A 23,241-nucleotide genomic window follows, 5' to 3' on the forward strand; every position below is an offset into this window, starting at 1 on the left:
ATACAAATGAAAAACCTTATAAGTCAATTCAATTTTATTGATTACTAATTTCAAATCGGTTAGAATATGATAATTGATATTTGCTTGGGGAGTTTAACCACCGATCGATTAGAGTTGCGATCGCATTCACATCACCCTGTTTAGCCAACTCTTCCCCATTCGGCAACTTCTGCGCTTCTACCTCAAATTCCTCATTCCAAGCCGGAAATTCTTCCCCTACCTGTTTTCCGTAAACTCTCACGCGCTTAATCGACTCAGCCCCTAAACTCGGTATCGACTTACGCAGCAGGGAAACCAAAGTTTCTTGCGGTGGCACTTGCGCCGCTTCCAACATGATTTGCAGACAATCATTTTTCATGGAAGCTTTGGCGGTGATGCCTTTGGGTTGCAACTGGCGGTTCATCAGGGTTGCGATCGCATTCACATCGCCCTGCTTGGCAAGTTCCAGAAGATTGGGCTGAGTCATAATTGGCAGAGGTGAGGACTTTAACCATTGGTTTAAGTCTACTCCCTTTGGATGAATAATTAAACAGTGTTTTCGCCAATTTGTTAGGTGATGAGAAGACAGTGCGATCGCTACCCTACAGGAAGCTGTTCGCAAGTGTTAGGCGATCGCACTCATCAATTTCCCAGGACTTCTCACTTAGTCGTTAGACCTCAGTAATTAGTTAGGAGTGTGATATTACACCATTCCTTCATCTTACGAAATTCCCGCAACTTTCAATTTCAATTTTTCAGCAACTCTTAACTCGGCCAAACGTTTTTCATATTTTTGGTCTATTTCCAATGTCAGGTCGCACAATTCTTTAGCTTTTTGTTCGGTTATTTTCGCAAGTTCAAGCAGTTCTGTCAGTTCGGCTAGTTCCTGTTCGCTCATTGATGGTTGTGTCATTGTCAGTTCTCCAAACGAGTTTTGAGCCTATTCGCATTTATTTTAACTTCCAATACCCGCCCCAGGATTATTCCTAAATCTTCTCCCGCCTCCTGAATTATTTCACTAGCGACATTTTCTGGCGAGATGCGATCGACAATACTCTGAATTCTCCCTCTATATATTTCTACAAAAAGCAGGATATTACTCAGAGCAGCAAAAAACTGAGTAAGCACAACGTTATCAGGAAAGCGGGACAATCTTTGTCTGACTAAGTTCAGTCCCTCTGTAGCATCTCGTTCAGTTTGCTCTAGTTCTTGATTTAGTCGGTCAATGAGAGCTAAAATTTGGGATGGTATAGGCATTGTGAATTAAAATCGAACCTTTAGAGCATAATATCAATAATAGAGTAACCAAGTATTAGTGTAGCTGCGATTTTCTTCATTTTTAACTGGCGGACTGGAAGCAGACAGATTCATTTTGAGATTTAATCGCTTTGGGCCAAACGCAAACAAATTAAGCGACCTATCCTTGATTTAGGGTTAGTTATCGATCGCTCTAGTTCAAAGTGCTGGTTTAAGTATACCCCTTTGGATCGATGATTAAACAGTGTTTTCGCCAATTTGTTAGGTGATGAGAAGACAGTGCGATCGCTACGCTACAGGAAGCTGTTCGCAAGCGTTAGGCGATCGCCAAATATTACAAATCCGGTTCTATTCCAAGCGATCGCAATTGTTCCGTCAACCTTTGAGCGCGTCGTTCCGCTTCCACCGCGCGTTCTTCCGGTGTCAGCAATCTTTGTCCTTGTTCGTCATACCAATACAACCACTCTCGCGTGATTCCTTGAAAAGTTCCCCGTTCTTTGCCAATTCCCAAACCTATTTCTGTTAGCCAAACAGGATTTGCCGACTGCAAATGATATGAACCATTCACTAAACAATATACTTCCAGGGGTGGTCTTCTGCGACTCAGGAGATTGTAAATTACATAGTACAAAACTCCCATTTCCACATAGGTTTCCTTCTTCGTGATATATTCCTCGCCTGATACCTGAGATACGACTTCTAGCACTAAAATAGGGACTATATCATTTTCTTCCCAAAGTACATAAGAAGAGCGGAGCCCTTCATCAATAAACCGCTCTACTCCTAAGCTGAGAAAACCATCTGGCACTATGGCAGATTCTTCCGGGTCATAATAAATCCCCATACCCACTCCAAAGAACCAATCCCAGCGGTTTGCCCACGCCAAAGCTAGTATCGTTTTTAGCAGGTGGGGAATTAAATCTTGCAGTTCGTTATTGACAGGTGTATCGTCAGAGTAGGCTAGCTCCTCGGCTGGGGGCAAGTATTCCCACGATTTGTACTTTAACATGATGGATTTCCTCAAAACTAATAGCTTTATGATAGCGAGCAGAAAAAGAACCAAAATTCTGCCTTCTGACGCACCCTACAGGCTGAAAATTAATAACTAGCAACTTGCCTTTCCTAGAAATCCGGTTCTATTCCAGCATTTCGCAATTGTTCTGCCAACCTCTGGGCGCGTCGTTCCGCTTCTTGACGGCGTTGAAGCTCAAATTGAGCTACCTGTTGTACTTCGGTTAGTTGTTCTTCCGGTGTCAGCAATCTTTGTCCTTGTTCGTTGTACCAGTACAACCATTCCCGCGTGATTCCCTGAAATGTTCCTCGTTCTTTGTCAATTCCCAAACCAATTTCAGGTAGCCAAATGGGATTTCCCGACAGCAAATTATATGAACCATTTACTAAATGATGCACTTCCAAACGGGGTTTTTGGCGACGCAGGGGATTGTAAATTGCATAGTACAAAACTCCCATTTCGGCATACATTCCTTTTTTCCGCTTATATTCCCCTCCTGGTTTATGGGATACGACTTCTAGCACTAAAATCGGCACTATATAATTTTCTTCCCAAAGTACATAAGAAGAGCGAAGTCCTTCATCAAAAAACCGCTCTACTCCTAAGCTGATAAATCCATCTGGTACTATGGCAGGTTCTTTGGGATCATAGTAAATCCCCATATCAACACCAAAGAACCAATCCCAGCGGTTTGCCCAGACAATTGCTAATATAGATTTCAGCAGGTGCGGAATTAAATCTTGCAGTTCGTTATCCACAGGAGTATCGTCTGAGTTGGGTAGAGCTTCCGCTGGGGGTAAACAGTCTAACGGTTTGTACTTTAACATAATAGATTTCTCCTACTTTAATATTTTTATGATAACTTCAAGTACACTTCAGTGTACCCCAGAAACCCCGTTTCTCTGAGAAAGCGGGTTTCTGGGGTACCTGACTCACCTGAAAAGGGCGATATTCTCAGTAATCAAGGTTGAGAATTAGGCGCTTGTTGCGGTTGGGAAGGTGATTTTGGGGTGACGCTATCAATTGCCTGATTTATCTGAATTGCGGTTAGCGATCGCACAAGACTCAGTTTAAACGGTTCTTGACTAATTGATTGAGTGTAAGCAGCACTCAAATAAGAACTATATTCTGATTTATTAGCCAGATAATTTTGAAAAAAAGCCGTACTCAAAGCATTGATATAAGGACGAGCGAGAGAAGGATTTGGGCCTAGCACCTCGGCAGGAATAGGCAGTACGCTCCTCTCCGAACTACTGCCTCCAATAGTTGTAAAATGAGTTGCTTTTTCTATCAAAACTAAATACTTTTCTGGAGTATTTAGCCAAGTAAAAGGTTGAATTTGCTCCGGTACTGCTGGCGTGAAAATATCATCGCTACTTGCAACTAGCATAACGGGAACTTTTAGCGAACTAAGACCTGTTTGTCCGAAAATAGAGCTAGTGAAAGGATTAATAGCCAAGACTGCTTTAATCCGTTCATCTTGTAAAGAATAATTGGATATAGGTAACCTAGCAGCTTCGCACTGAACTAACAGGGATAAATTCAAGAATTGGTCGCTATTACAATCTTTTTGCACTTGTGCATAATTAATCTTTGCCCCTGCTAAACCTAAAGCTGTGTAGCCACCAACAGATTGACCGATTACCCCCACCTGTTGTAGATTGAGTTTACCTTGAAGTGCCGGTTCCGATTGTTCGCGACGCTGAAGTTCGTCTAAGACTAATTTCACTTCTAAAGGTCGGTTAACTAATTCTATTGGTTGCGGCGAACCGCTTAACCCACTAAAGAATTGTTCAAATTGTTTGGTGCTATCGCCGGGGTGTTCGAGGACAACTACTGCAAAACCATAAGATGCTAAATGTTGAGCTAAGTAAGCAAAACTGTTACGATTTCCAGCAGCACCGTGAGAAATTACAATCACGGGAGATGGCTGCTGAGTAGTTCCCCCATCTTCTGCTTGAGGTAGATAAAGATCGAAGATTAGAGGGCGATCGCGCAAAGTGTCATTTAACGTTATCGTTTGTTGTGACCATTTAAAAGATCCAGGTTGCCGTAAATCTGACTGTTGGGAAAAATCGACTTTAGTAGCAGTCGCCGCCTCAGTTGCGGCTTGTTGTTCAATTAGCTTGACGATCGCATCTTTATTTCTGTTCAATTCTCCGAACTGTTCCGTAATTTGGAGTCCCAAGCTTAAGTTAACCCGGATAACCCGGTTGGGGAATTTGCGTAGTATATTTAGGAGAGTCAAACCTTGCGAATCGCCAGCTGCTGAAATTAAAGCGGTACGCAAAGCAGTGGAGCCATTTTCGCCAGTTTCAGTTTGAAGTATTTTCCCCATCCGCGTCAACACAGTTCCTCCCACCGCTGCGCCTGTAAATTGAGAGATCAGGGTAGGAGTGGCTTCAAAGCGTTGTTGCAGGAGTTCACGCAGTTGAGCCTGAGCTTTTGGCGGAATAGTTCCAGCATAGGGAGCAAGTTCCTCGCTAATTTTGCCTTCCTTGGCGAACGCTTCCAAAGCGTCAACGGAAAGGGAGAACTCCAAAGGGCCGTAAAAAACAGCTACTTGCTCGGCACTAAAGGCAGGAATTGCGGTTAAGATTGTGGGAAATAACCAAAATCCCAATGAACCAAGGGCAATTCCGATCCAATTATTACGTTTAGAAATATTGTAAACATCTAGAAAAAGACGATTCCCAATCAGATTACTTGTGGTTCTTGCCATTTGTTTTGCAGAGCAGAGATTTGGAAACAGCCGTATTTTACCTGCATCCCCGAACAGTAATCAATGTTTTGCTATATATCAGGTATGTTGTTGGGCTAAAGCGCTAAAAGAGCGCTAAAGCGCAACTACGTACCTGTTGTTGGGCTAAAGCGCTAAAAGAGCGCTGAAGCGCAACAACTTACCCATTGCCAATGGAACTATCTCTAATTGCGAATTAGTTAATGGGCAATTGAAATTCTGCTCTCGGCGTCTGTTATTTGCTCAGGTTCTTGTTTATTTGTTTTTGACTGTTCTTCTGAGTAGAAATGCTTGACAATTTGCTGAGGGTTGCCGATCGCAACAACACCAGCGGGCACAGACTTGCGGATCACACTTCCCAAGCCTATCACGCTATCTTGTCCAATGCGTACCCCCTTCATCACTGTAGCTCTGGCTCCAATCCACACATTGCGCTCAATCACGATCGGCCCTGAGACTTTTGGGCCTGGGGGACTGTGACGCAGGTGCGGTTCGAGGTTGTGATAATCGCTATCGGCAATGGCACAATCAGAAATCAGGCAATCATCCTCAATCGTAATCGATCGCTCGCAGCCAATCCAAGGCCCATTCAGCAGCACGTTGCTGCCGATTGTGACTTCACCGGAACCATAAATCAGGACACCTTTAATCAAGCGAGTTCCTGGGCCGATCGTCACTCTGACGCTACCGTTAACTGTGAAGGCATCTTTGATTATCACCCCCTTGGCAAGTTTTACATTCGGGTATCGCCACTGGTAATACAGGCGCTTGACCTCAAAATAGCGATCGGCTAGAACTTTTAGGAATGGATGATTTAGCTTCTGCATTGGACATTGGTATAGCTAGGGGCTACGGACTAGGGTCAGAAGGGTTTAGAATCATTCAGAATGTCTTAACCGCCAAGGCAGTTGCTTTAAATTTGAAATCTGCAATCGGTCATACGGGAGAACCAACGCTATAAAGTTTATATCTTGTCCGGTTGCATCGTTAGTATAGCTAGGGGCTCTCTTGCTAGGGGCTCTCTTGCTAGGGAAGAGGGAAGAGGGAAAAGGTTACTGCGTAAGGGATTTGGATAAGAAGTAAGAGTTGGAGTTGCCCTAACCGACGAGAGCGGTTGCTATACATGAGTGAGATCGTCAAATTGTTTGTTGTCATCGTTGGTTAAATTTTTCCCACAGATGAAGACAGATGTAGACGCGATAGCGGCTGACCGCAGGGTACGCAGATGAACGCAGATAAGAATAAGAAGAAGCGTTTTTTAGGTAACTGATGCTTAAGGACATGATATTATCCAAAACGCAGTAAAATGAGTGAGTAAGGATTTAAAATCAGCCCTTGCTGTTTTAGTTCTGCTGTTGCTAGGGTGTCATTCTTAACACCATCGGCGTCCAAATAAAACGCCGGTATAGTATCAGACTCAGAACCAACCGGCGTTGCTTGAAGGGCCAGTCCGATCGGATTGGCTGATTTATTGATCAGCAATAGCGATCGCCCTTTATCCTCCTGAAAGACAGCCATTGCTTCCACAAAGGGATTGTCGCTTTCTGTACGCATCACCCTACCAGTCAGGTATTTAATACCCCAGGCAAACACAGTGGCAGCAGGTCGGAGATTATTGTTAGGGTCGATCATCCCGTAAATCCCATCCTTGAGATGCCAGGAAGTCGCCATATCAATCCCGGCATCAGATAGATGTTTCAGAACCGAAGCAAACCAGACTGCTCCAATATGCGTATTCTGGCGATTTTCGCCGGATTGCCAAGAATAATTGATGTTATATTCGCCCAGCAGCAGAGGCACTTTGCGGTCTGGAATATGTTGCGTCGCTACTTTCGGAAAAATATTTACCTGATTTGCATACTGCGGCGTGTAAGACATCAGCGTGTCGGTGGAGTCGCTGGCATTGCCGCTGCCGTAACGATGCCAGGAAATAAACTCTACATTCGGCCCGCAGGCTTGCAGAAAAGCACCGAGTCTGCCCGGTTCGTCCCAAGTCAAAGCTGGGCCGCCAACCTTAATCTGGGGGTCTTTAGCCTTCATCGCCGTCGCCACTGTGTTGTAGATTTTCCAAAGTTCGTCGAGTTTGCCAGCTTTTTCGTAACGGACATCTTGTTCGTTGAAGGGTTCCCAGTAGACAACATGACGCTTTTGGCTTTGGTTGAGAATCTCTACCAGTTGGGCACAAAAGGCAGCATAGCGATCGTACTCAGAGGGGTCAAGCAAACCCTCCCCATCTTGTTTCATCCACTGAGGCCAGCCGGGAATATTCTGGATGATGGTAGGTTGTTGGGGATAAGAGGCATCGTAGCCTGCTTTAATCTTGGTTTTGTCCCAGGTTTTGGTAGCTGGGTCACTCCAGCGATCGCATAATCCAGCATGACAAATCCGAATTAAACCAATACCCAGTTCAGCTAGATGACTTTGGTAGACAGTATCTGCTGCTTTTTCTGGAATAGTGATTTCGTAGTCGTTCGAGCCAAACGTGAAGGGTGTCGTCTTAGCTTGTTCCGTTTCCCAATCCACAATTACCTGATTGGTAATTGAAGCTTGGGAACTGAGAATTGGAGACTCGACAGCCCGACGCCCCTGTGCTGCTCCCCGGCTACCCTGTTTGTATGCCACCTGTAACAGGGTTGCGATCGCAGCGCTAGATCCCGTCAGCATGAGTAAATCTCTGCGTCGCATAGCTCACGATGCCACTAAAGAACCATTAGATCGATAGGAGTAAGGTCTGGCTGGAGTTTCCATACCATTGATGGCTAAAGCCACCAATTGGGCATTGTGCTGAGCCAGTTGATCCAGGCTGTCATTCACAGAGTTACGCTTGCTGATACCGGGTCGAACCACAAACAACACACTGGGGATAACGCCAGCCATCAGCGCCGTTTCACTGGTCATACTAACGGGAGCAGTGTCAACCAAAACATAGTCATAGTCGCTGCTAGATTGGGCAGCAGCCAAACTCTGCTCAAATCGCCCCCGTCTCACCAGCTCGGCAATTTTGCCCTGTTTCGGCGCAGTTGGTAACAAATCCACACTCGGCTGTATCCGCACTGGTTGACCGGGTGAGTCAGCAGAGAGGTTGTACCCCAAGCGTCGGCTTAGTTCCCCCCCGCCGGAAATCCCCATCCACCACCAGTACCCGAAAGCCCAAATCGGCCAAAGCAGCAGCCAATCCCAAGGTTACAGTCGTCTTGCCTTCGCCTGTAATAGCGCTGGTAATCAACAGACGATTGTCTTTGAAAGACTGCAAGCTAATCGCTGAAGCCAGCTGTTGAAACTCGACCTCTGTTTCGATCGCCAATTGCAATCCCATCCCAAAATGCTTCGCTGTGGGAATGCGTACCACGATGGGGAATTCGATCGCCTGCAAGTCTTTTGGACTCAGCAGAGGATTGCGCGACTCCAGCAACAATACCAACGCAACGCTACCAATAACAGATGCCAAGAGCGCATTAAGCACCGCTAAAGAGTTCTTGGGACTGGAGGGCTTCGAGTCAACTGTGGGAGCATCTAATACCTGTACGTTTGGATAAGCATCAAAGGCATCAATATTAGACTGCTTTATTTGGGCAATCAAACCTTTGTAGACCCCCTCGGCGACATTGTATTGCCGCTGCAATTCCATCAGCCGCCCCTGATTGGCAGGGATAGCGATTAAAGTTGTTCGGAGCTTTTCGATCTGGATCTGTAGCTGAGCCGCCTGTTGCCGCTGGGCTGCGGCTTCGCTCTCCGCCAGCACCAGTTGCCCAATTAAACTTTATCCGAAAGTGGCTCGCACAATTCGCTCACATTTACCAGAAATTTGTAATTACTTTATTAGTCGCACCACTAGCGGTGTGATGGAGGGTATTAATAATAAAATTAAGTGAATTATGCGATTGGGTTATGGCATGACTAATTTTGATAATTTGCGTTCTCGATTACTAGCTTCCTTCTCTTGATATCAATAAAACTTATCAACCTAAGTACGGAAGAGCCGTTTATTACGGCGAACCAGCTTGGATGAACTCCCCCAGTTTTGGAATGTCCTAATCGGGCAGATGAGCTTGGTAGGAACTCGCCCACCCACCTTAGATGAAGTCAGCCAATACAGCGAACATCACTGGAGACGGTTAGATGTTAAGCCTGGACTTACCGGCGAATGGCAGGTTAGCGGACGGTCAGCGGTCAAGGATTTTGATGCTGTGGTCGAACTCGACCTGCGCTACCAGACTCTGTGGACTCCTTGGTATGACCTGGCCATTATTTTGAAAACAATTTATGTGCTTATCGCTCGTGCTGGGGCTTATTAAGTTGCTCCACAAAGCCTGGTTATTCTGGGAATTGGTGATTGAAAACACTAGCGACAACCCGCTGCGATGGGCCAATGCCAACGCAGCGGGTTGTCGCGCGATCGCATAAATCGTTCAGACAGGATACCTTTAGGGCATACTAATCTCAAGTACTCAGGGTGATTAGCCATGCTCAAAAGCTTGACTGACAAAATTGCCAAGGTAAAACTCTCTGTGGAAATAACTCCTCAATTAGCATACTCGGAAGGAGCAACGCACTGAGTTCTCTAAAATTGAGAGCTGCTCAAACACCAATTTTCACTCAAGTCATGGATTATCAACCACAAGATCGGCCTGGAACAATTGACATTCAAGCAATTCGCTTGGACGATTGCAGTGTTAGTGCTGACCGCATCCAGTGCATTGTCCGCGTTCAGCTGGAAGACTATGAAGCAGCATTGGCAGATTCCCACCGGGCCATTGAACTCGACCCGAACAATACAGGTGCCTACCACAATCGAGGTGCTGCAAACATGGGATTGGGAAACTATGAGGCAGCACTGGCAGATTACAACCGGGCAATTCAGCTCGACCCGAATAATGCGGGTGCTTATCACAACCGAGGTGCTGCCAACATGAGGTTGCAAGAGTATGAGATAGCACTGGCAGATTACAACCGAGCAATTCAGCTAGACCCGAATAATGCCGTAGCTTACAACAGCAGGGGGGCTGTCCTATATTACTTAGGCCAAAACCAGGGCAATCTCGCCAAGAGTGCCCAAGACGCGATCGCAGATTACAATGAGGCGATTCGCATCAATCCCAAGTATGCCTCCGCGTATAACAATCGCGGCAATGTTCTAGCTCTACTCGGAGACCGTGAAAGTGCGATCGCAGATTACAACCAAGTCATAGAGATCGATCCCAACGATACCCAAGCCTACTACAACCGAGGTACTATACGCTATCGACTGGGAGAGCAAGCAGGTGCTAGAGCAGATTTTTCCCAAGCGATTGAAATCAATCCCTACTATGCCGAAGCCTACAACAACCGAGGTATTCTTTGGGCAGAAATGACAGATTGCCAGGAAGCGATCGCAGATTATAACAAAGCGATTGCCATCAATCCATACTATGCCGATGCCTACTATAACCGGGCTTTATGCCGCTGCGCCTTTGAAGATTATCCCGCCATCATTGCCGATTTTCAGAAAGCGGCGCAACTCTATGAAGAACAAGGAATAACTGATGATTACCAAATGGCACTCGATAACATCAGCAAATTGCAGCACCTAAAATGACAACCATAGCAGGAGTAAATATTGTCGCCAATGAAGGCAATACCGCACCAAATCTGACGATTATGGTGCGGTCAAAGCTCAATTGACCGAACAAATTCTAGATTAAAGAATGCCGATTTTAGATTTTTATGATTCGTGGATCGTCCCTTCTGGCATAAATCTAAAATCGGTTGATTATTTCATCTCGACGGGAACCTTGAGGTCTGACGAAAGTTTACCGTCTGGTTTAATTTGTTCGCCTTCAATGAACGAACGCAACATCCAAGCGATTTGCTCGTGCTGCTCCATCAGTCCAGTCAGGAAATCGGCAGTACCTTGGTCGTGGAAATCTTCACCGCATCGATCGATATGATCGCGCATATTGCGGATAACCAGCTCGTGATCTGCCACTAGGTTTTCTACCATGCCCTCTGCATTGGGGAGAGATCCAGCATCTTCTTTGATAGTGGCGTATTTCAGGAAGCCTTCGGCAGTACCGATGGGGTAGCCACCCAAGGTACGAACCCGCTCCGCCATCGCATCAATGTTTACCGTCAAAGCGTTGTAATGTTCTTCCCACATTTGGTGCAGCGAACGGAATTGCGGCCCCACTACATCCCAGTGGTATTTCTTGGTTTTGATCAACAGGAGATAGGCATCGGACAAGTCGCGATTCAACAAATCGATGACACCTTGACGTTGCTCTTGCGATAAACCTATATTTAACGGGCGCATCCTTTAAGACTCCTTAGTTTTACACTTTTCCAGTAAACCAAATTTATATCCGCTCCTTCATCAGCCAAATGAGAGAATTCAAATCTATATCTAGTCAATCCTTAGAAAGTTTCAGGCCCTTAGAAACCCGGTTTCTTTGAGAAACCGGGTTTCTGGGAGTTCAGTTTATTTACGCCCACCTACTTAATCTGTTCTACAGATGTATTTTGTAGTTAATAAATCTGCTGCAAGGCATCCAACTAAAGACAGAGTTATGTAAAATATTTACCTTAAGGAATAGCGTCCGCTCACCTACTTGAGTTTTGGCTCTAGAATTTATGAATAGCGATCGCACAATTAAATCCATGACAGAAATTGAATTTGCCATCGAAGGAGAGAATGGAGCTAAAGGTTCTCTTTACTCTAGCGACCAGTATCTGTGGCTGGAGGATACGCTGGCGCGACTTAAGGCGCGAGATTTTAATGGATTGGATGTCCAACATTTGATTGAGGAGATCGAAATCTTGGCGGGCAGAGATAGAGCAGAGATCGAAAGTCGGCTAGGCATATTATTGGCGCATCTGCTCAAACGGCTTTATGCCAACAGTACATCTGACAATCGGGGATGGGAAGTCACGATTCGAGAACAACGCCGCCAGTTAAGAATTGCACTCAAACAATCTCCCAGTTTGAAACGGTATTTCGCAGAAGTGTTCGATGAAGCATGGCAGGATGCTCTAGCTGAAGTCCGCGAAGATTATCCTAATGTCCAGTTTCCCGATTCGTGGCAGCTTAGCCGCGATAACGATGTCTTGCTAACTGAGAAGTTTTGGGAGTAGCTGATTATTTGCTGGCTAATTTCTGGACAAATGCGGCGTGTTCGGGAGATTGTACCCCCGCTTGTAAAACCGCCAACACGCCCGACATATTCCCAGATAATAACTCTGCAACTGCTAACCACAACCCCGGAAAGACTCGACTCCGCACAATCCCATCGGAATCGGCGAGTAAATCCAGATATTCACCCTTTTCTAGATACAGCCAGCTAATTTTGCGATCGAGGACTTGCCAAACAATATATTCCTTTACACCATTACGGCGATAAGCTTGCTTTTTGGCATGAAGGTCGATCGCGACACTGCTAGCCGCAATTTCAACGATTAACTCTGGTGCGCCTTCGACATAATCATCGTCACTCAGTTGCGCTTGACCGCCTGCTTCAGGAAGTATGAGCAGAACAACATCTGGTTGAGGTTCATTGTCGATATCGAGCCGTACAGTTGGAGCATCTCCTACAGCAACGCCGGGTGTCATGGCTTCGTAAGTTCCTAGCCATACGATCGTCCAACTGTGGGGTTGACCGTGGCTCTTAAAGCGCAGTGCAGCGGGCATATAGACAATTCCTTCGATCAGTTCGGCTTTTTTCAGGTTTGGTATAGCATTGTAGCGGCGCTCAAATTCGTAACGGTTCAAGCGATCGCCATTTTCTAGGAAGGGAATTGTCAAACCTGGGGAAGGTGTTTTAACCATAGCTGCTGTAGTGAGGGTAAACATAAGCTCATCCTACCGAATCGGGTCGGGCTTGGTGCAATTGGGCGATCGTATCGCAATAATTTCTGGGCGTACCGATATCCAAAAAATCGCCCTCCACTTCATAAGCAAGACCTCCATCTGTGCTTATCCAGCGGCGCAGAGAAGCTGATAAATCCAGTTCCCCCTGATGCTGTTCCCTAACAGTTTGGAGGTATTCCATAAAATGACCTGGAAGCAAGTAGATACCGAAGATGCAGAAGTATTCGCTCATGTGACTTCCGGGGATGCGGAGAGTCGCTTGCGCCAAGCTTGGCGAAGGTTTCTCGCGCATATCGGTCAACTCAAAAACAGAAGATCGATCGGGCATTATACGGACTCCCACCACACCTAGTTGGCCGATCTCGCTTTCGTCGCGCCTAGTGACACCCAACACACCTTTGCCGAATTGGGCTCCAATATCGAGTACCTGACGCACGCAAGGAACGGTGGAGCTAGACTTGTAAAGATGATCGCCCAAAAGTAATACAAAAGGCTCGTCACCCACAACTTCCCGACATTGAAGCACTGCATCGCCAAAACCCCTTGCTTCTAGCTGATAGACATAGCGCAAGTGTTCCGAAAGCGGTTTAAGCTCGTTCCAAGCATCAAAAATCCGTTGGCCAGAAACGCCTTCCAGAATACCTGCTGGCGGTTCGTCGAAGTATCTGCGAATTAATTCACCGTCGCGGGGAGATACGATTAGCACTACTTCATCTACACCTCCAGCTAAAGCTTCCCGCACAATCCAATCTACTGCCGGACGCAGGGAACCATCTTGTCCCGGAACTGGCAATAAAGCCTTGGGGATAACTTTTGTGGCCGGGTAGAGGCGGGAAGCAAGACCAGCTAACGGTATAACAGCGCGTGTTGGTTTCATTTTTTGTTATTGGTCAGTCGTCAGTTGTCAGTGGTCAGTCGTCAGTGGTCAGTCGTCAGTTGTCAGTGGTCAGTCGTCAGTTGTCAGTTGTCAGTCGTCAGTGGTCAGTCGTCATTTGACTTCCGCGTAGCGGCACTAGGACGGTTTGAGCGTTAAACTCAAGCACGGCAAACCCAAATCGTTTTCGACGATCGCTTTAGCAAGCAGCCGTTGTTCTGGCCCACGAATAAGCAGTTGCGCTGTTCCGTCCCCTTGGGAACCTACGCCTTTGCCACCCCAGATTAACTCTTGCAGAGGGGGGTACTCAAGTAGGCGGTGTAGGTTGGGCGATCGCAATTGGGAGGGACAGGCGGGTGCGACGAGGCGATCGAATATCTCCTGCGCTTCCACCATTAACTCACCGACTCGGCGTACATCTCCAGAAATTAACGCTTCACGAGCTTGGTAAACTATTTGTTGGTTTAAAGGGCCAAGGGCGCGACGAATTCCTGCGGCGATCGCACCTTCTGTGTTAGTAAATTGGTTATTCAAATCGCGCAAGATCGTAACGGTGTCTTTGTTTCCGTGTAAATCCACAATTAAATAGTAAAACGCGCTACCCAAAGGAATCGTTTCTATTGCTAAATCTTCACCATCGAAGGTGAGAAACGTTGGCACTTGACCGTAGGCACAAATTTGATCCATGCGACCGCAGCGCGAAGGGGTAAGGGTTTCGCCACGGTAAGCTAATTCCATTTCGTCGCGTTTGTCAAGACCCAACTTATATAACTCATTGCACGCCCTAGCCACTAAAACGCAAACTGCTGCTGATGAAGATAGACCCTTTTTGAGTGGCAAATTCATGCGATCGCACTTTATTTCTAATCCTGGAATTGAGTAGCTTTGCAAAACTTCGTGCAAAGTACCCGCAACATAGCTCCAAAAACCGTCAGTTTGTGCTAATAAAAGAAGTTCTGCGGAGTCTGGAGGAATACAAAGCGGTTCTACATTAGGAAGATGAGAGCTAACTATTATAATTCCATCTCGTTTGCGGACGCGGGCGTAAATTCCCTGATTTGTACCAACAGCAATGCAGTAGCCCGGTGTAGCTGCAAAGCGACTAATTGAGCCAGCCCAGTCGGAATGTTCGCCAAACAGGCAAAGTCGTCCGGGAACAAATAAATTTAGCCATTCGGAGTCATTAGTCATTTGTCGTTAGTCATTTGTCGATCTGATACCAACTTGCGTTCTATGATGTCATTAGACCTCTCCAAAAAAGAATGTAGAGACGTTGCATGCAACGTCTCTACAAGGGTTACAGGTAACGCACCTTTAATTTCTGGAGAGGTCTATTGGAGAACGGTAGCGTTGGCGAAGCCTGTGCGTAAGCGCTTATAATTTACACCAGATGCTTCACTTCACTATGCCACAATAAAAATATAAACTTAGAGGTCGCACTATGACAGTAACAATGCCAAAAATCTTGCCTCTGGAAAATGGCGATTGTCTCACTCGCGCTGAATTTGAGCAACGCTACGAAGCAATGCCTCATCTGAAAAAAGCTGAATTAATCGAAGGAGTTGTTTATATGGGATCGCCAGTCCGAGTTATTCACGGCAGACCTCACGCTAGCATTATGACTTGGCTGGGTACTTACTGGGTTGCTACGCCTGGGGTTACGCTAGCTGACAACACCACAGTACGCCTCGATCCAGATAACGAACCACAACCCGATGCACTGTTGCGAATTGAAGTTGGCGGACAGTCAACGATTAGCGAAGATGGTTATGTTCAAGGTGCTACTGAATTCATTGCTGAAATAGCAGCAAGTAGTGCTTCTTATGACTTGCGAGATAAATTAAGAGTTTACCGTCGCAACCAAGTACAAGAATATTTAGTTTGGCAAGTTTACGATCGAAAAGTTGATTGGTTTCGCTTCAGAGAAGGACAATATATTGCTTTGGTAGCAGATGAAACAGTAATAATTAGAAGTGAAGTTTTTCCTGGTTTAGGGTTGTCTGTTCCGGCTTTATTAGCTGGGAATTTGGCTGAGGTTCAATCCGCCTTACAGATAGGGTTAACGACACCAGAACATCAAGCTTTTATCGAAGAGTTGAAGAAGCGAGAATAATGGCGATCGATCGCCTCTTAAAATAACTGCAACACTAAGAGTTACCTGATGATAGCAAGTTTTTTGTTTTTTTGCCGATACTTTAACGATCGTTCCAGCAGCCTAGCTGAGTTGGCTTGGATTTTGCTTATCCTAGCAAATGTCTCGGTGGGATAATGTTATGACTCAATTTCGCAAAACGGCGTCAACTTTCATCAAGGGCGCAAAGACCCTGCCAGGTAAATACTACACTTGTGCGGCGATCTTTCTTGAAGAGATCGATCGCATCTTCTACTCGCGCTGGCTATGTATCGGGCGGGTAGAGCAAATTCCCAACCCTGGTGATTATTTTATCCAGCAAGTTGGGCAGGAGAGTATTATCGTTGTGCGCGATCGCAATGGGGAAGTGCGATCGTTCTACAATATATGTCGCCATCGCGGCACTCGTCTTTGTACCGAAGCACAAGGTAATTTCAACGGCAAAATCCTGTGTCCTTATCACGCCTGGGCTTATGGCTTGGATGGGCAGCTTGAAGTTGCACCGTTAATGAATGAATTAGATGACTTTAACCAGCAAGATTATCCGCTGCATAGGGTTTCTGTGGCAACCTGGTCAGGTTTTCTTTTCCTGAACCTCGCAGAGTCTCCCGAACCGTTTGCCACCGCTTTTGGGCCGATCCTCGACAAGTTTGCCCAGTGGCAGTTACCGAGATTGCGGGTGAGCGATCGCATTATCTACGATATCCAAGCTAACTGGAAGCTCATTTGCCAAAATTACTGCGAGTGCTATCATTGTCCGTCGCTTCACCCCGTCCTGGCGAAAATGTCTCCCTATCGCAGTGGCGAAAACGATTTGATTTCCGGCCTCTTCCTGGGTGGGTTTATGAAAATCAACCAAATTGGGGGTAGCATGACTCTGAGCGGTAACTGGTGCAGTCTACCTTTGGGAAATGTCAGCGGCGAAGATTTGCAGCGAGTTTATTATTATTCGATTTTCCCAAATATGCTGCTGAGTCTTCATCCCGATTATGTGATGGTTCACCGACTTTGGCCGCAAAGTCCCAACCGAACTCAGATTATCTGTGAATGGTTATTTGACCCGGATGCCATGAAACAACCAAGCTTTAATTCAAGGGACGCAGTGGAATTTTGGGATATTACCAACCGACAAGACTGGCAAGTGTGCGAATTGATGCAGACAGGCGTTTCCTCCCGCGCTTATACTCCAAGTCCCTATTCCAGCGCTGAAAGCCTACTGGCTGAATTCGATCGAGAATATCTCAAAGCGATCGAACACTAGAACAGGGGCTAGGGGCTAGGGGCTAGGGAAGAGGGGAAGAGGGAAGAGGGAAAGAGGGAAAGAGGGGAAGAAACCTTTTTTTGACTTTTGACTTTTGACTTTCCTAGTCCCTAATAGGTTTTGGGGGCATCGCAGGCAGATTCCATCACGTGCCTCTTTGGTAACTGTACTCCTTCCAGCTGCGTAAATTTTCGGCATTAGTTTAAACTCCATACAGATTCAGAGGAGTGAACAGATGGATTTGCGTCGAGATGCCTTGGAGATTCTTAAACAAACCAGTCGGACTTTCTATATCCCCATAAGTCTTTTGCCGGTGGAACTGCAAGCAGCGGTGGCATCGGCATATCTGTGTATGCGTGCGATCGATGAAATTGAAGACGATCCAGATTTGGATAACCCTACTAAAGCAAAGTTGTTGCGGAATATTAGCCTGACTTTACAGGCAGGGGTTGATGGCTTCAAGGTTGATGACTTTTCGCTAGGATTGCATACCCACTATCCCCTACCGGAAGTTTCGATTCGGATTGGAGAATGGGCTGTACTGGCACCTGCAAGCATTGCGCCTCGCATTTGGGATGCGACGGCGGCAATGGCCGATCGCATGGCTTACTGGGCAATTAACAACTGGGCGATCCATACGGAGGCGGATCTCGATCGTTATACTTTTGGGGTGGCTGGTGCTGTGGGATTGTTATTGTCTGACTTATGGGCTTGGTACGATGGGACGCAGACGAACCGAACCCAGGCGATCGGCTTTGGGCGGGGTTTACAAGCTGTCAACATTTTGCGTAACCACAATGAGGATCTTTTGCGTGGGGTGGATTTCTATCCAGATGGCTGGACAGCAAACGATATGCAGTTGTATGCGCGTCGCAATCTCAAACTTGCTGACGCCTACACGCGATCGCTTCCTGTCGGCCCAGCTTTGGGCTTTTGCCAAATTCCGCTCACCTTAGCCCATGCTACTCTCGACGTGATGGCTCATGGCGAGAAAAAACTCAGCCGCAGTGCTGTTATGGCGCTGATTTCCCAGGTAACAGGCTCTAAATAGTTTTGAGTTTGTAGGGGCGGGTTTTTTTGTGAGATCTGGTTTCCCACAGGTATATTCTGATAAACCCGCCCGTACTAAGTTTTGAGTTAAAAATTTCTTAATTCAAAACTCAAAACTTATCCAGAAATCTCCAGTTTGCCGATCGCTGACAGCTAACTATTGACAAAGGACAACCTATGATGAAAACTTTGTTGCTCAACCCGCCGTCATTTGAAGGATTTGATGGAGGAGCTAGTTCTCGCTGGCCCGCAACTCGCGAAATAGAATCCTACTGGTATCCCGTCTGGCTAGGTTATCCCGCTGCAATGATTCCCGAAAGTCGGGTACTCGATGCGCCACCTCACGGAGTTTCGCCCGCAGAAACAGTCAAGATTGCCACTGAGTATGATTTTGTAGTTCTATTCACCAGCACGCCGGGATTCCAGAGTGATGTGCGATTGGCAGAGATGATGAAGGCAGCAAAGCCGTCATTGAAAATCGCCTTTGTTGGGCCTCACGTCACTACCAAACCGGAAGAAAGCTTGATGGCGTCGGAAGCGATCGACTTTGTTACCCACAAAGAGTTTGATTACACAGTCACAGAATTCGCTTCAGGATTACCCCTCGAAGAGATTGAGGGTGTCAGTTTCCGCAAAAACGGCGAAATTGTCCATACCAAACAACGCTTGCCGATCGAAAATCTAGATGCGCTACCCTGGGTGACACCTATCTACAAGCGCGACATAGACGTGACTCGCTACAACGTGCCCTTCCTTCTCCATCCTTACATCTCGTTTTACACCACGCGGGGCTGTCCTGCTAAGTGTACATTTTGTTTGTGGCCTCAGACGTTTGACGGTCATACCTGGCGACAGCGATCGGTCGATGATGTAGCTAAGGAGGTAAAACAAGCACTGGAACTGTTCCCAGATGTCAAAGAAATCTTCTTTGACGATGATACTTTCACGATCGGCAAACAGCGCGTACTAGCCCTCTGCGAAAAATTCAAACCCCTCAACTTTACCTGGTCTTGTACTTCGCGAGTTCATGTCGATCTGGAAACCTTAACAGCAATGCGGAACGCTGGTTGTCGCCTATTTATTGTCGGGTTTGAATCGGGTAATCCTCAGATCCTCAAGAACATCAAGAAAGGAGCAACAGTTGAACAAGCTCGCGAGTTCATGAAAAACTGCAAAAAAGTTGGCATCGTCGTTCACGGCGACTTTATTCTTGGTTTGCCTGGAGAAACACCAGACACCATTCAGGAAACACTTCAATTTGCCAAAGAACTCGACTGCGACACAATCCAAGTTTCCATCGCCCATGCTTTCCCCGGCACTGAACTTTACAATTATGTCGAAACCAACAATTTCTTGCGTTTAGATGTTGAGATGACCGATGAAACTGGTCATCAGCTACCTCACATCGAGTATCCGGGTTTGTCGCGGGCTAAGATGATGGAAGCGGTCGAATACTTCTACGACCAGTACTACTTTCGTCCGCGCATCGTTGCCCGGATTGTTAAAAAAGCGATTTTCGATGCCAAGGAACGCCGTCGCCTCTACCAAGAAGCACGCGAGTATCTCAGCTTACGTGCCAAGCGCAAGCAATTTGTCGCCAGTCAGCGGGGTTGAGATTTTAGATTTTGGATACTCTGATTGCTTTTTTTTATGTACCTCGTAGGGCTGTCAAAGCTTGATGTTGTGCCAGCGATCGCGATTAGCTAAACGATCGGTGTCATGGGGGCGCAATACGTTCTTCAACAAAATGTCACACCATCGCGATTGATTGGCACTATCTTTATTGGCATCCGCGTTGCTTTGTTCGCCTTCAACTTCGAGGTTCAGTAGTCAGCGGTCAGCGGTCAGCGCTAAGCGATCGGTGGAAATCAATGCAATTGACAACGAACCACTGACAACGGACAAAGGACAATAAACTACTAGATGAGTGCATTTTGGAATACCTTACCATCTCTAATCTCGATCGCGCCTCTTGGATGCCTCTAGTCATCGATTTGTCGCTGCTGCTATTGTGCTTGTCGGCAATCTGCTATTACTGCTATGGGATTTATGCGGCGATCGAGTTTTTTTCACATCCAACGAAGATCGATCGCAACTTTCACCCACCCATCAGTATTCTGAAGCCGATTTGCGGGCTTGACATCGATACCTACGAAAACTTCGCCTCATTCTGCAAACAAGACTACCCGCAGTACCAAATCATCTTCGGCATCCAAGATGAAGGCGACCCTAGTGTGGAAGTCGTCAAGAAAATCATCGCAGACTTTCCAGAGATTGATATTTGTCTGGTAATAAGCGATCGCGCGATCGGCACTAATCTTAAAGTTAGCAATCTAGCCAACGCACAAGCCAAAGCCAAGTATTCGATCCTACTCCTTGCAGATAGCGACGTTCGCGTGGGGTCAAACTATTTGAGGCAAGTCATCCAGCCCATGCGCGACCCAGATGTGGGTGTCGTCACCTGTCTGTACCGTCCGCTAGTTCGAGGGTGGGTGGCAATCCTGGAAGCGATCGGGATTTCTACGGAATATCATCCTAGCATTTTAGTGGCCAGGAAACTGGAGGGAATGAAGTTCGCCCTCGGCCCAACCATTGTCATCCGCCAAAGCGTCCTCGAAGCAGTGGGAGGATTTCTGGCAATTGCCGATTATCTAGCGGACGATTTCCAACTGGGCTACCGAAGCGCCCAAGCAGGCTACAAAGTCGTGCTTTCCGACTATATTATCGATCATCTGATTACCACAGACAACTTGATTGATTTAATCGATCGTCAGACAAGGTGGAATTGCTGCACGCGAGTTTCTCGACCTTGGGGCTATTTAGGACTGATCTTTACCTACGGTACAGTCACCAGTTTGTTATTTTTAATTGCCACTGGCGGGTCGATACTAGGTTGGGCTGCATTTACTCTAGCTTGGACAACCCGTTTTATAATGGCATGGATAGTAGGGGTCAATTGCCTCAATGACGGCATTACCAAAAAATTTCTCTGGCTTCTGCCTTTAGCCGACCTCATTAGCTTCCTGCTGTGGTGTTATAGCTTTATGGGAAACACATTCTCCTGGCGCGGTCGGAGACTCAAGCTTACAAAAGACGGTAAGCTAGTGGTACTTTCTTCCGATTCTGGAAATATAGCAATCCTAAATGACTTGTGAAATCTTCTCTCTTCTCTCTGCGGTTCGGTAAAAAATTTCAAAACTCAAGCAAAATTGCTATATAACTAGCAACCGCTTTCGTCGGTTAGGACATTCTCAATTCCTGAAACCGTTCGGCTGAGCGCTCACGTCGAAGCCCTTGATTTTAGACCCTTCTTCCCCTAGCCCCTAGCCCCTAGCCCCTAGCCCCTAGCTATAACTAGCATCAAATTCAAATTTGTGAGGAGAAGTTCTGAATGACTGCTAAACTGAAATCTTTAGACCAACCTGTTCCCGAAATAACCACCGGCAGAAAGCACTACGTACCGCGCAATCATCGTCGCATCCTCTGCGTTTTTCCCAAGTACAGCCCCTCGTTTGGCACCTTTCAGCACGCTTACCCCCTAATGAGGGGTGTCAAAGCTTTTATGCCTCCCCAAGGTATTCTGGTTGTAGCTGCTTATTTACCCAAAGAATGGGAAATCCGCTTTGTTGATGAAAATGTGCATCCAGCAAAAAGGTCTGATTACAAGTGGGCAGATGTGGTGATTGCCAGCGGAATGCACATTCAGCGCCCACAGTTGAATAAAATTAACGAAATCGCCCACAAAGAAGGCAAAATAACAGTTATCGGTGGCCCATCTGTGTCCGGTTGTCCTGAATATTACCCAGATTTTGATATCTTACACCTGGGTGAGTTGGGAGATGCGACCGATCGCATGATCGAATATCTTGACGAACACAAAGAACGCCCCGAAAAGCAAATTCGCTTTGAAACTAAGGAACGTTTGCCCCTCAGCGAATTTCCTATTCCAGCTTATCATTTGCTCAACATCAATAAATATTTTATTGGCAGCGTGCAGTTTTCCAGCGGTTGTCCTTATAGCTGCGAATTTTGCGATATTCCCACACTTTACGGTCGCAATCCGCGCATGAAAACACCAGAACAGGTGTTAGCCGAACTGGATGAAATGCTCAAATCGGGTAATCCCGGCGCGGTGTATTTTGTAGACGACAATTTTGTAGGCGATCGCCGCGCTGCTATGCAGCTGTTACCTCACTTGATCGAGTGGCAAAAGCGCAATGGCTATCCCGTTCAATTTGCCTGCGAAGCTACCCTAAATATAGCGCAAAGTCCCAAACTTTTAGAGATGATGCGCGAAGCATATTTCTGTACAGTTTTTTGCGGCATAGAAACGCCCGAACCCCAAGCACTCCATGCTATTTCCAAAGATCACAACCTCAGTATGCCGATTTTGTCAGCTATTAAAAGTTTGAACAGCTATGGCATGGAAGTGGTATCGGGAATTATCATCGGATTAGATACAGATACGCCAGATACAGCAGACAGAATTATCGACTTTATTCGTTTGTCTAACATTCCCATGCTGACGATAAATCTGCTGTACGCCTTACCAAGAACAGCATTGTGGGATAGGTTAGAAAAAGAAGGCAGATTAGTTTCTGATGAGAATCGCGAATCAAATGTTGAGTTTTTAATGCCTTACGAACAGGTGGTAGAAATGTGGCGTCGCTGCATTACAACTGCCTACGAACCGGAATTTTTATATCAACGGTTCGCTTACAACACCGAACATACTTTCCCGAATCGCATTGAGGTTCCCAACAGTCCGCAACGTACTTCTAAGGAGAATATTCGCAAGGGTTTGACTATGTTGAGTAAAATCCTGCTGAGGGTAGGTGTGTTTGGTAGTTACCGCAAAACTTTCTGGAATATGGCTTCACCGATATTGAAAGCTGGTAAAATAGAAACGTTAATTCATATTGGGTTAGTAGCTCATCACTTGATTGAGTTTACTCGCCAGTGTGCCAAAGGTGAAGAATCTGCTTCTTTCTACTCTCAAAAAGTGCGGCAGCCCCAGCTATCTCTGCTTAAAACCGCTTCTAGATAACGCAAGTTGCTAGTTAGGTACGTAGTTGCGCTTTAGCGCTCTTACCCCAG

Annotated in this window: 22 protein-coding genes and 2 pseudogenes; 10 read left to right on the forward strand and 14 right to left on the reverse strand. The window is 46.4% G+C overall.

Going from position 1 to position 23,241, the window contains the following annotated elements:
• Nucleotides 1-34: 34 nt before the first annotated feature.
• The 10 genes from LAY41_RS01845 to LAY41_RS01890 all read right to left on the reverse strand — a co-directional run bounded on the left by LAY41_RS01845 (nt 35) and on the right by LAY41_RS01890 (nt 8,730).
• Complete coding sequence (locus LAY41_RS01845) at nt 35-601, reverse strand: hypothetical protein (protein WP_249093474.1); 567 nt, start codon at nt 599-601, stop codon at nt 35-37.
• A 99-nt stretch (nt 602-700) separates the two neighbouring features.
• Entirely contained in the window at nt 701-892 is a 192-nt protein-coding gene (locus LAY41_RS01850) for a hypothetical protein (RefSeq protein ID WP_249065447.1), read from the reverse strand.
• A 2-nt stretch (nt 893-894) separates the two neighbouring features.
• Nucleotides 895-1,236 (reverse strand): hypothetical protein, encoded by a 342-nt coding sequence (locus LAY41_RS01855; protein ID WP_249065446.1) that lies wholly within the window; start codon nt 1,234-1,236, stop codon nt 895-897.
• A 334-nt stretch (nt 1,237-1,570) separates the two neighbouring features.
• Nucleotides 1,571-2,245 carry a Uma2 family endonuclease gene (locus tag LAY41_RS01860; RefSeq protein ID WP_249093476.1) on the reverse strand — a complete coding sequence of 225 codons (675 nt, stop codon included), beginning with the start codon at nt 2,243-2,245 and terminating at the stop codon, nt 1,571-1,573.
• 113 nt (nt 2,246-2,358) lie between these two features.
• Entirely contained in the window at nt 2,359-3,075 is a 717-nt protein-coding gene (locus LAY41_RS01865) for a Uma2 family endonuclease (RefSeq protein ID WP_249093478.1), read from the reverse strand.
• A 134-nt stretch (nt 3,076-3,209) separates the two neighbouring features.
• Nucleotides 3,210-4,970, reverse strand: coding sequence for an alpha/beta hydrolase (locus tag LAY41_RS01870; RefSeq protein WP_249093480.1), 1,761 nt, complete (start codon nt 4,968-4,970; stop codon nt 3,210-3,212).
• A gap of 218 nt (nt 4,971-5,188) precedes the next feature.
• Entirely contained in the window at nt 5,189-5,815 is a 627-nt protein-coding gene (locus LAY41_RS01875; protein WP_249093482.1) for an acyltransferase, read from the reverse strand.
• A gap of 460 nt (nt 5,816-6,275) precedes the next feature.
• Nucleotides 6,276-7,652: a GH39 family glycosyl hydrolase gene (locus tag LAY41_RS01880; RefSeq protein ID WP_249093485.1), complete on the reverse strand. Its 1,377-nt coding sequence runs from the start codon at nt 7,650-7,652 to the stop codon at nt 6,276-6,278.
• 24 nt (nt 7,653-7,676) lie between these two features.
• Nucleotides 7,677-8,081 carry a tyrosine-protein kinase family protein gene (locus LAY41_RS01885; RefSeq protein WP_249093487.1) on the reverse strand — a complete coding sequence of 135 codons (405 nt, stop codon included), beginning with the start codon at nt 8,079-8,081 and terminating at the stop codon, nt 7,677-7,679.
• Nucleotides 8,059-8,730, reverse strand: a complete 672-nt coding sequence (locus LAY41_RS01890; protein WP_249093489.1) for a GNVR domain-containing protein — start codon at nt 8,728-8,730, stop codon at nt 8,059-8,061. The genes LAY41_RS01885 and LAY41_RS01890 overlap by 23 nt, the downstream gene beginning before the upstream one ends.
• 13 nt (nt 8,731-8,743) lie before the next feature.
• Here LAY41_RS01890 and LAY41_RS32735 point away from each other — a divergent pair.
• The 3 genes and pseudogenes from LAY41_RS32735 to LAY41_RS01905 form a co-directional block, all read left to right on the forward strand.
• Nucleotides 8,744-8,932: pseudogene (locus LAY41_RS32735) on the forward strand (transposase); the annotation flags it as partial.
• Between the two features lie 36 nt (nt 8,933-8,968).
• A pseudogene (locus LAY41_RS01900) lies at nt 8,969-9,283 on the forward strand (sugar transferase); the annotation flags it as partial.
• Between the two features lie 272 nt (nt 9,284-9,555).
• The gene (locus LAY41_RS01905) at nt 9,556-10,563 is read left to right on the forward strand and encodes a tetratricopeptide repeat protein (protein ID WP_249093492.1); all 1,008 of its coding nucleotides are present in this window, start codon (nt 9,556-9,558) and stop codon (nt 10,561-10,563) included.
• A 174-nt stretch (nt 10,564-10,737) separates the two neighbouring features.
• Here LAY41_RS01905 and LAY41_RS01910 read toward each other — a convergent pair whose 3' ends face one another.
• Nucleotides 10,738-11,277 (reverse strand): Dps family protein, encoded by a 540-nt coding sequence (locus LAY41_RS01910; protein ID WP_249093495.1) that lies wholly within the window; start codon nt 11,275-11,277, stop codon nt 10,738-10,740.
• Nucleotides 11,278-11,579: 302 nt separating this feature from the next.
• On the opposite strand from LAY41_RS01910, the gene LAY41_RS01915 reads away from it, so the two are divergent.
• On the forward strand, nt 11,580-12,095 hold the full coding sequence (locus LAY41_RS01915) for a DUF29 domain-containing protein (protein ID WP_249093497.1): 516 nt from the start codon (nt 11,580-11,582) through the stop codon (nt 12,093-12,095).
• A 4-nt stretch (nt 12,096-12,099) separates the two neighbouring features.
• On the opposite strand, the gene LAY41_RS01920 is transcribed toward LAY41_RS01915, so the two are convergent.
• From LAY41_RS01920 to LAY41_RS01930, 3 genes are all read right to left on the reverse strand, one after another.
• The gene (locus LAY41_RS01920) at nt 12,100-12,810 is read right to left on the reverse strand and encodes a Uma2 family endonuclease (RefSeq protein WP_338022915.1); all 711 of its coding nucleotides are present in this window, start codon (nt 12,808-12,810) and stop codon (nt 12,100-12,102) included.
• Between the two features lie 4 nt (nt 12,811-12,814).
• Nucleotides 12,815-13,705, reverse strand: a complete 891-nt coding sequence (locus tag LAY41_RS01925; protein ID WP_249093500.1) for a sugar phosphate nucleotidyltransferase — start codon at nt 13,703-13,705, stop codon at nt 12,815-12,817.
• 135 nt (nt 13,706-13,840) lie between these two features.
• Nucleotides 13,841-14,893, reverse strand: coding sequence for a mevalonate kinase family protein (locus tag LAY41_RS01930; protein ID WP_249093502.1), 1,053 nt, complete (start codon nt 14,891-14,893; stop codon nt 13,841-13,843).
• Between the two features lie 250 nt (nt 14,894-15,143).
• Here LAY41_RS01930 and LAY41_RS01935 point away from each other — a divergent pair, with 250 nt between their 5' ends.
• The 6 genes from LAY41_RS01935 to LAY41_RS01960 all read left to right on the forward strand — a co-directional run bounded on the left by LAY41_RS01935 (nt 15,144) and on the right by LAY41_RS01960 (nt 23,191).
• Nucleotides 15,144-15,815: a Uma2 family endonuclease gene (locus LAY41_RS01935; RefSeq protein WP_249093504.1), complete on the forward strand. Its 672-nt coding sequence runs from the start codon at nt 15,144-15,146 to the stop codon at nt 15,813-15,815.
• A gap of 160 nt (nt 15,816-15,975) precedes the next feature.
• Nucleotides 15,976-17,094, forward strand: coding sequence for an aromatic ring-hydroxylating oxygenase subunit alpha (locus LAY41_RS01940; RefSeq protein WP_249093506.1), 1,119 nt, complete (start codon nt 15,976-15,978; stop codon nt 17,092-17,094).
• 235 nt (nt 17,095-17,329) lie between these two features.
• Complete coding sequence (locus LAY41_RS01945) at nt 17,330-18,145, forward strand: squalene/phytoene synthase family protein (protein WP_249093508.1); 816 nt, start codon at nt 17,330-17,332, stop codon at nt 18,143-18,145.
• A 176-nt stretch (nt 18,146-18,321) separates the two neighbouring features.
• Nucleotides 18,322-19,758 carry a hopanoid biosynthesis associated radical SAM protein HpnJ gene (gene hpnJ, locus LAY41_RS01950; protein WP_249093510.1) on the forward strand — a complete coding sequence of 479 codons (1,437 nt, stop codon included), beginning with the start codon at nt 18,322-18,324 and terminating at the stop codon, nt 19,756-19,758.
• A 320-nt stretch (nt 19,759-20,078) separates the two neighbouring features.
• Nucleotides 20,079-21,299, forward strand: a complete 1,221-nt coding sequence (hpnI, locus tag LAY41_RS01955) for a bacteriohopanetetrol glucosamine biosynthesis glycosyltransferase HpnI (RefSeq protein WP_249093512.1) — start codon at nt 20,079-20,081, stop codon at nt 21,297-21,299.
• A 236-nt stretch (nt 21,300-21,535) separates the two neighbouring features.
• Nucleotides 21,536-23,191, forward strand: a complete 1,656-nt coding sequence (locus tag LAY41_RS01960) for a B12-binding domain-containing radical SAM protein (RefSeq protein WP_249093514.1) — start codon at nt 21,536-21,538, stop codon at nt 23,189-23,191.
• Nucleotides 23,192-23,241: the final 50 nt, after the last annotated feature.

It is taken from the genome of Argonema galeatum A003/A1, assembly GCF_023333595.1.
In the GTDB taxonomy this organism is placed as follows: domain Bacteria; phylum Cyanobacteriota; class Cyanobacteriia; order Cyanobacteriales; family Aerosakkonemataceae; genus Argonema; species Argonema galeatum.

Coding starts and splice junctions, on each gene's coding strand:
- LAY41_RS01850 (WP_249065447.1), bottom strand. CDS start 892: ATGACACAACCATCAATGAGCGAACAGGAACTAGCCGAACTGACAGAA.
- LAY41_RS01855 (WP_249065446.1), bottom strand. CDS start 1,236: ATGCCTATACCATCCCAAATTTTAGCTCTCATTGACCGACTAAATCAA.
- LAY41_RS01860 (WP_249093476.1), bottom strand. CDS start 2,245: ATGTTAAAGTACAAATCGTGGGAATACTTGCCCCCAGCCGAGGAGCTA.
- LAY41_RS01865 (WP_249093478.1), bottom strand. CDS start 3,075: ATGTTAAAGTACAAACCGTTAGACTGTTTACCCCCAGCGGAAGCTCTA.
- LAY41_RS01870 (WP_249093480.1), bottom strand. CDS start 4,970: ATGGCAAGAACCACAAGTAATCTGATTGGGAATCGTCTTTTTCTAGAT.
- LAY41_RS01875 (WP_249093482.1), bottom strand. CDS start 5,815: ATGCAGAAGCTAAATCATCCATTCCTAAAAGTTCTAGCCGATCGCTAT.
- LAY41_RS01880 (WP_249093485.1), bottom strand. CDS start 7,652: ATGCTGACGGGATCTAGCGCTGCGATCGCAACCCTGTTACAGGTGGCA.
- LAY41_RS01910 (WP_249093495.1), bottom strand. CDS start 11,277: ATGCGCCCGTTAAATATAGGTTTATCGCAAGAGCAACGTCAAGGTGTC.
- LAY41_RS01920 (WP_338022915.1), bottom strand. CDS start 12,810: ATGTTTACCCTCACTACAGCAGCTATGGTTAAAACACCTTCCCCAGGT.
- LAY41_RS01925 (WP_249093500.1), bottom strand. CDS start 13,705: ATGAAACCAACACGCGCTGTTATACCGTTAGCTGGTCTTGCTTCCCGC.
- LAY41_RS01930 (WP_249093502.1), bottom strand. CDS start 14,893: ATGACTAATGACTCCGAATGGCTAAATTTATTTGTTCCCGGACGACTT.
- LAY41_RS01935 (WP_249093504.1), top strand. CDS start 15,144: ATGACAGTAACAATGCCAAAAATCTTGCCTCTGGAAAATGGCGATTGT.
- LAY41_RS01940 (WP_249093506.1), top strand. CDS start 15,976: ATGACTCAATTTCGCAAAACGGCGTCAACTTTCATCAAGGGCGCAAAG.
- LAY41_RS01945 (WP_249093508.1), top strand. CDS start 17,330: ATGGATTTGCGTCGAGATGCCTTGGAGATTCTTAAACAAACCAGTCGG.
- hpnJ (WP_249093510.1), top strand. CDS start 18,322: ATGATGAAAACTTTGTTGCTCAACCCGCCGTCATTTGAAGGATTTGAT.
- LAY41_RS01960 (WP_249093514.1), top strand. CDS start 21,536: ATGACTGCTAAACTGAAATCTTTAGACCAACCTGTTCCCGAAATAACC.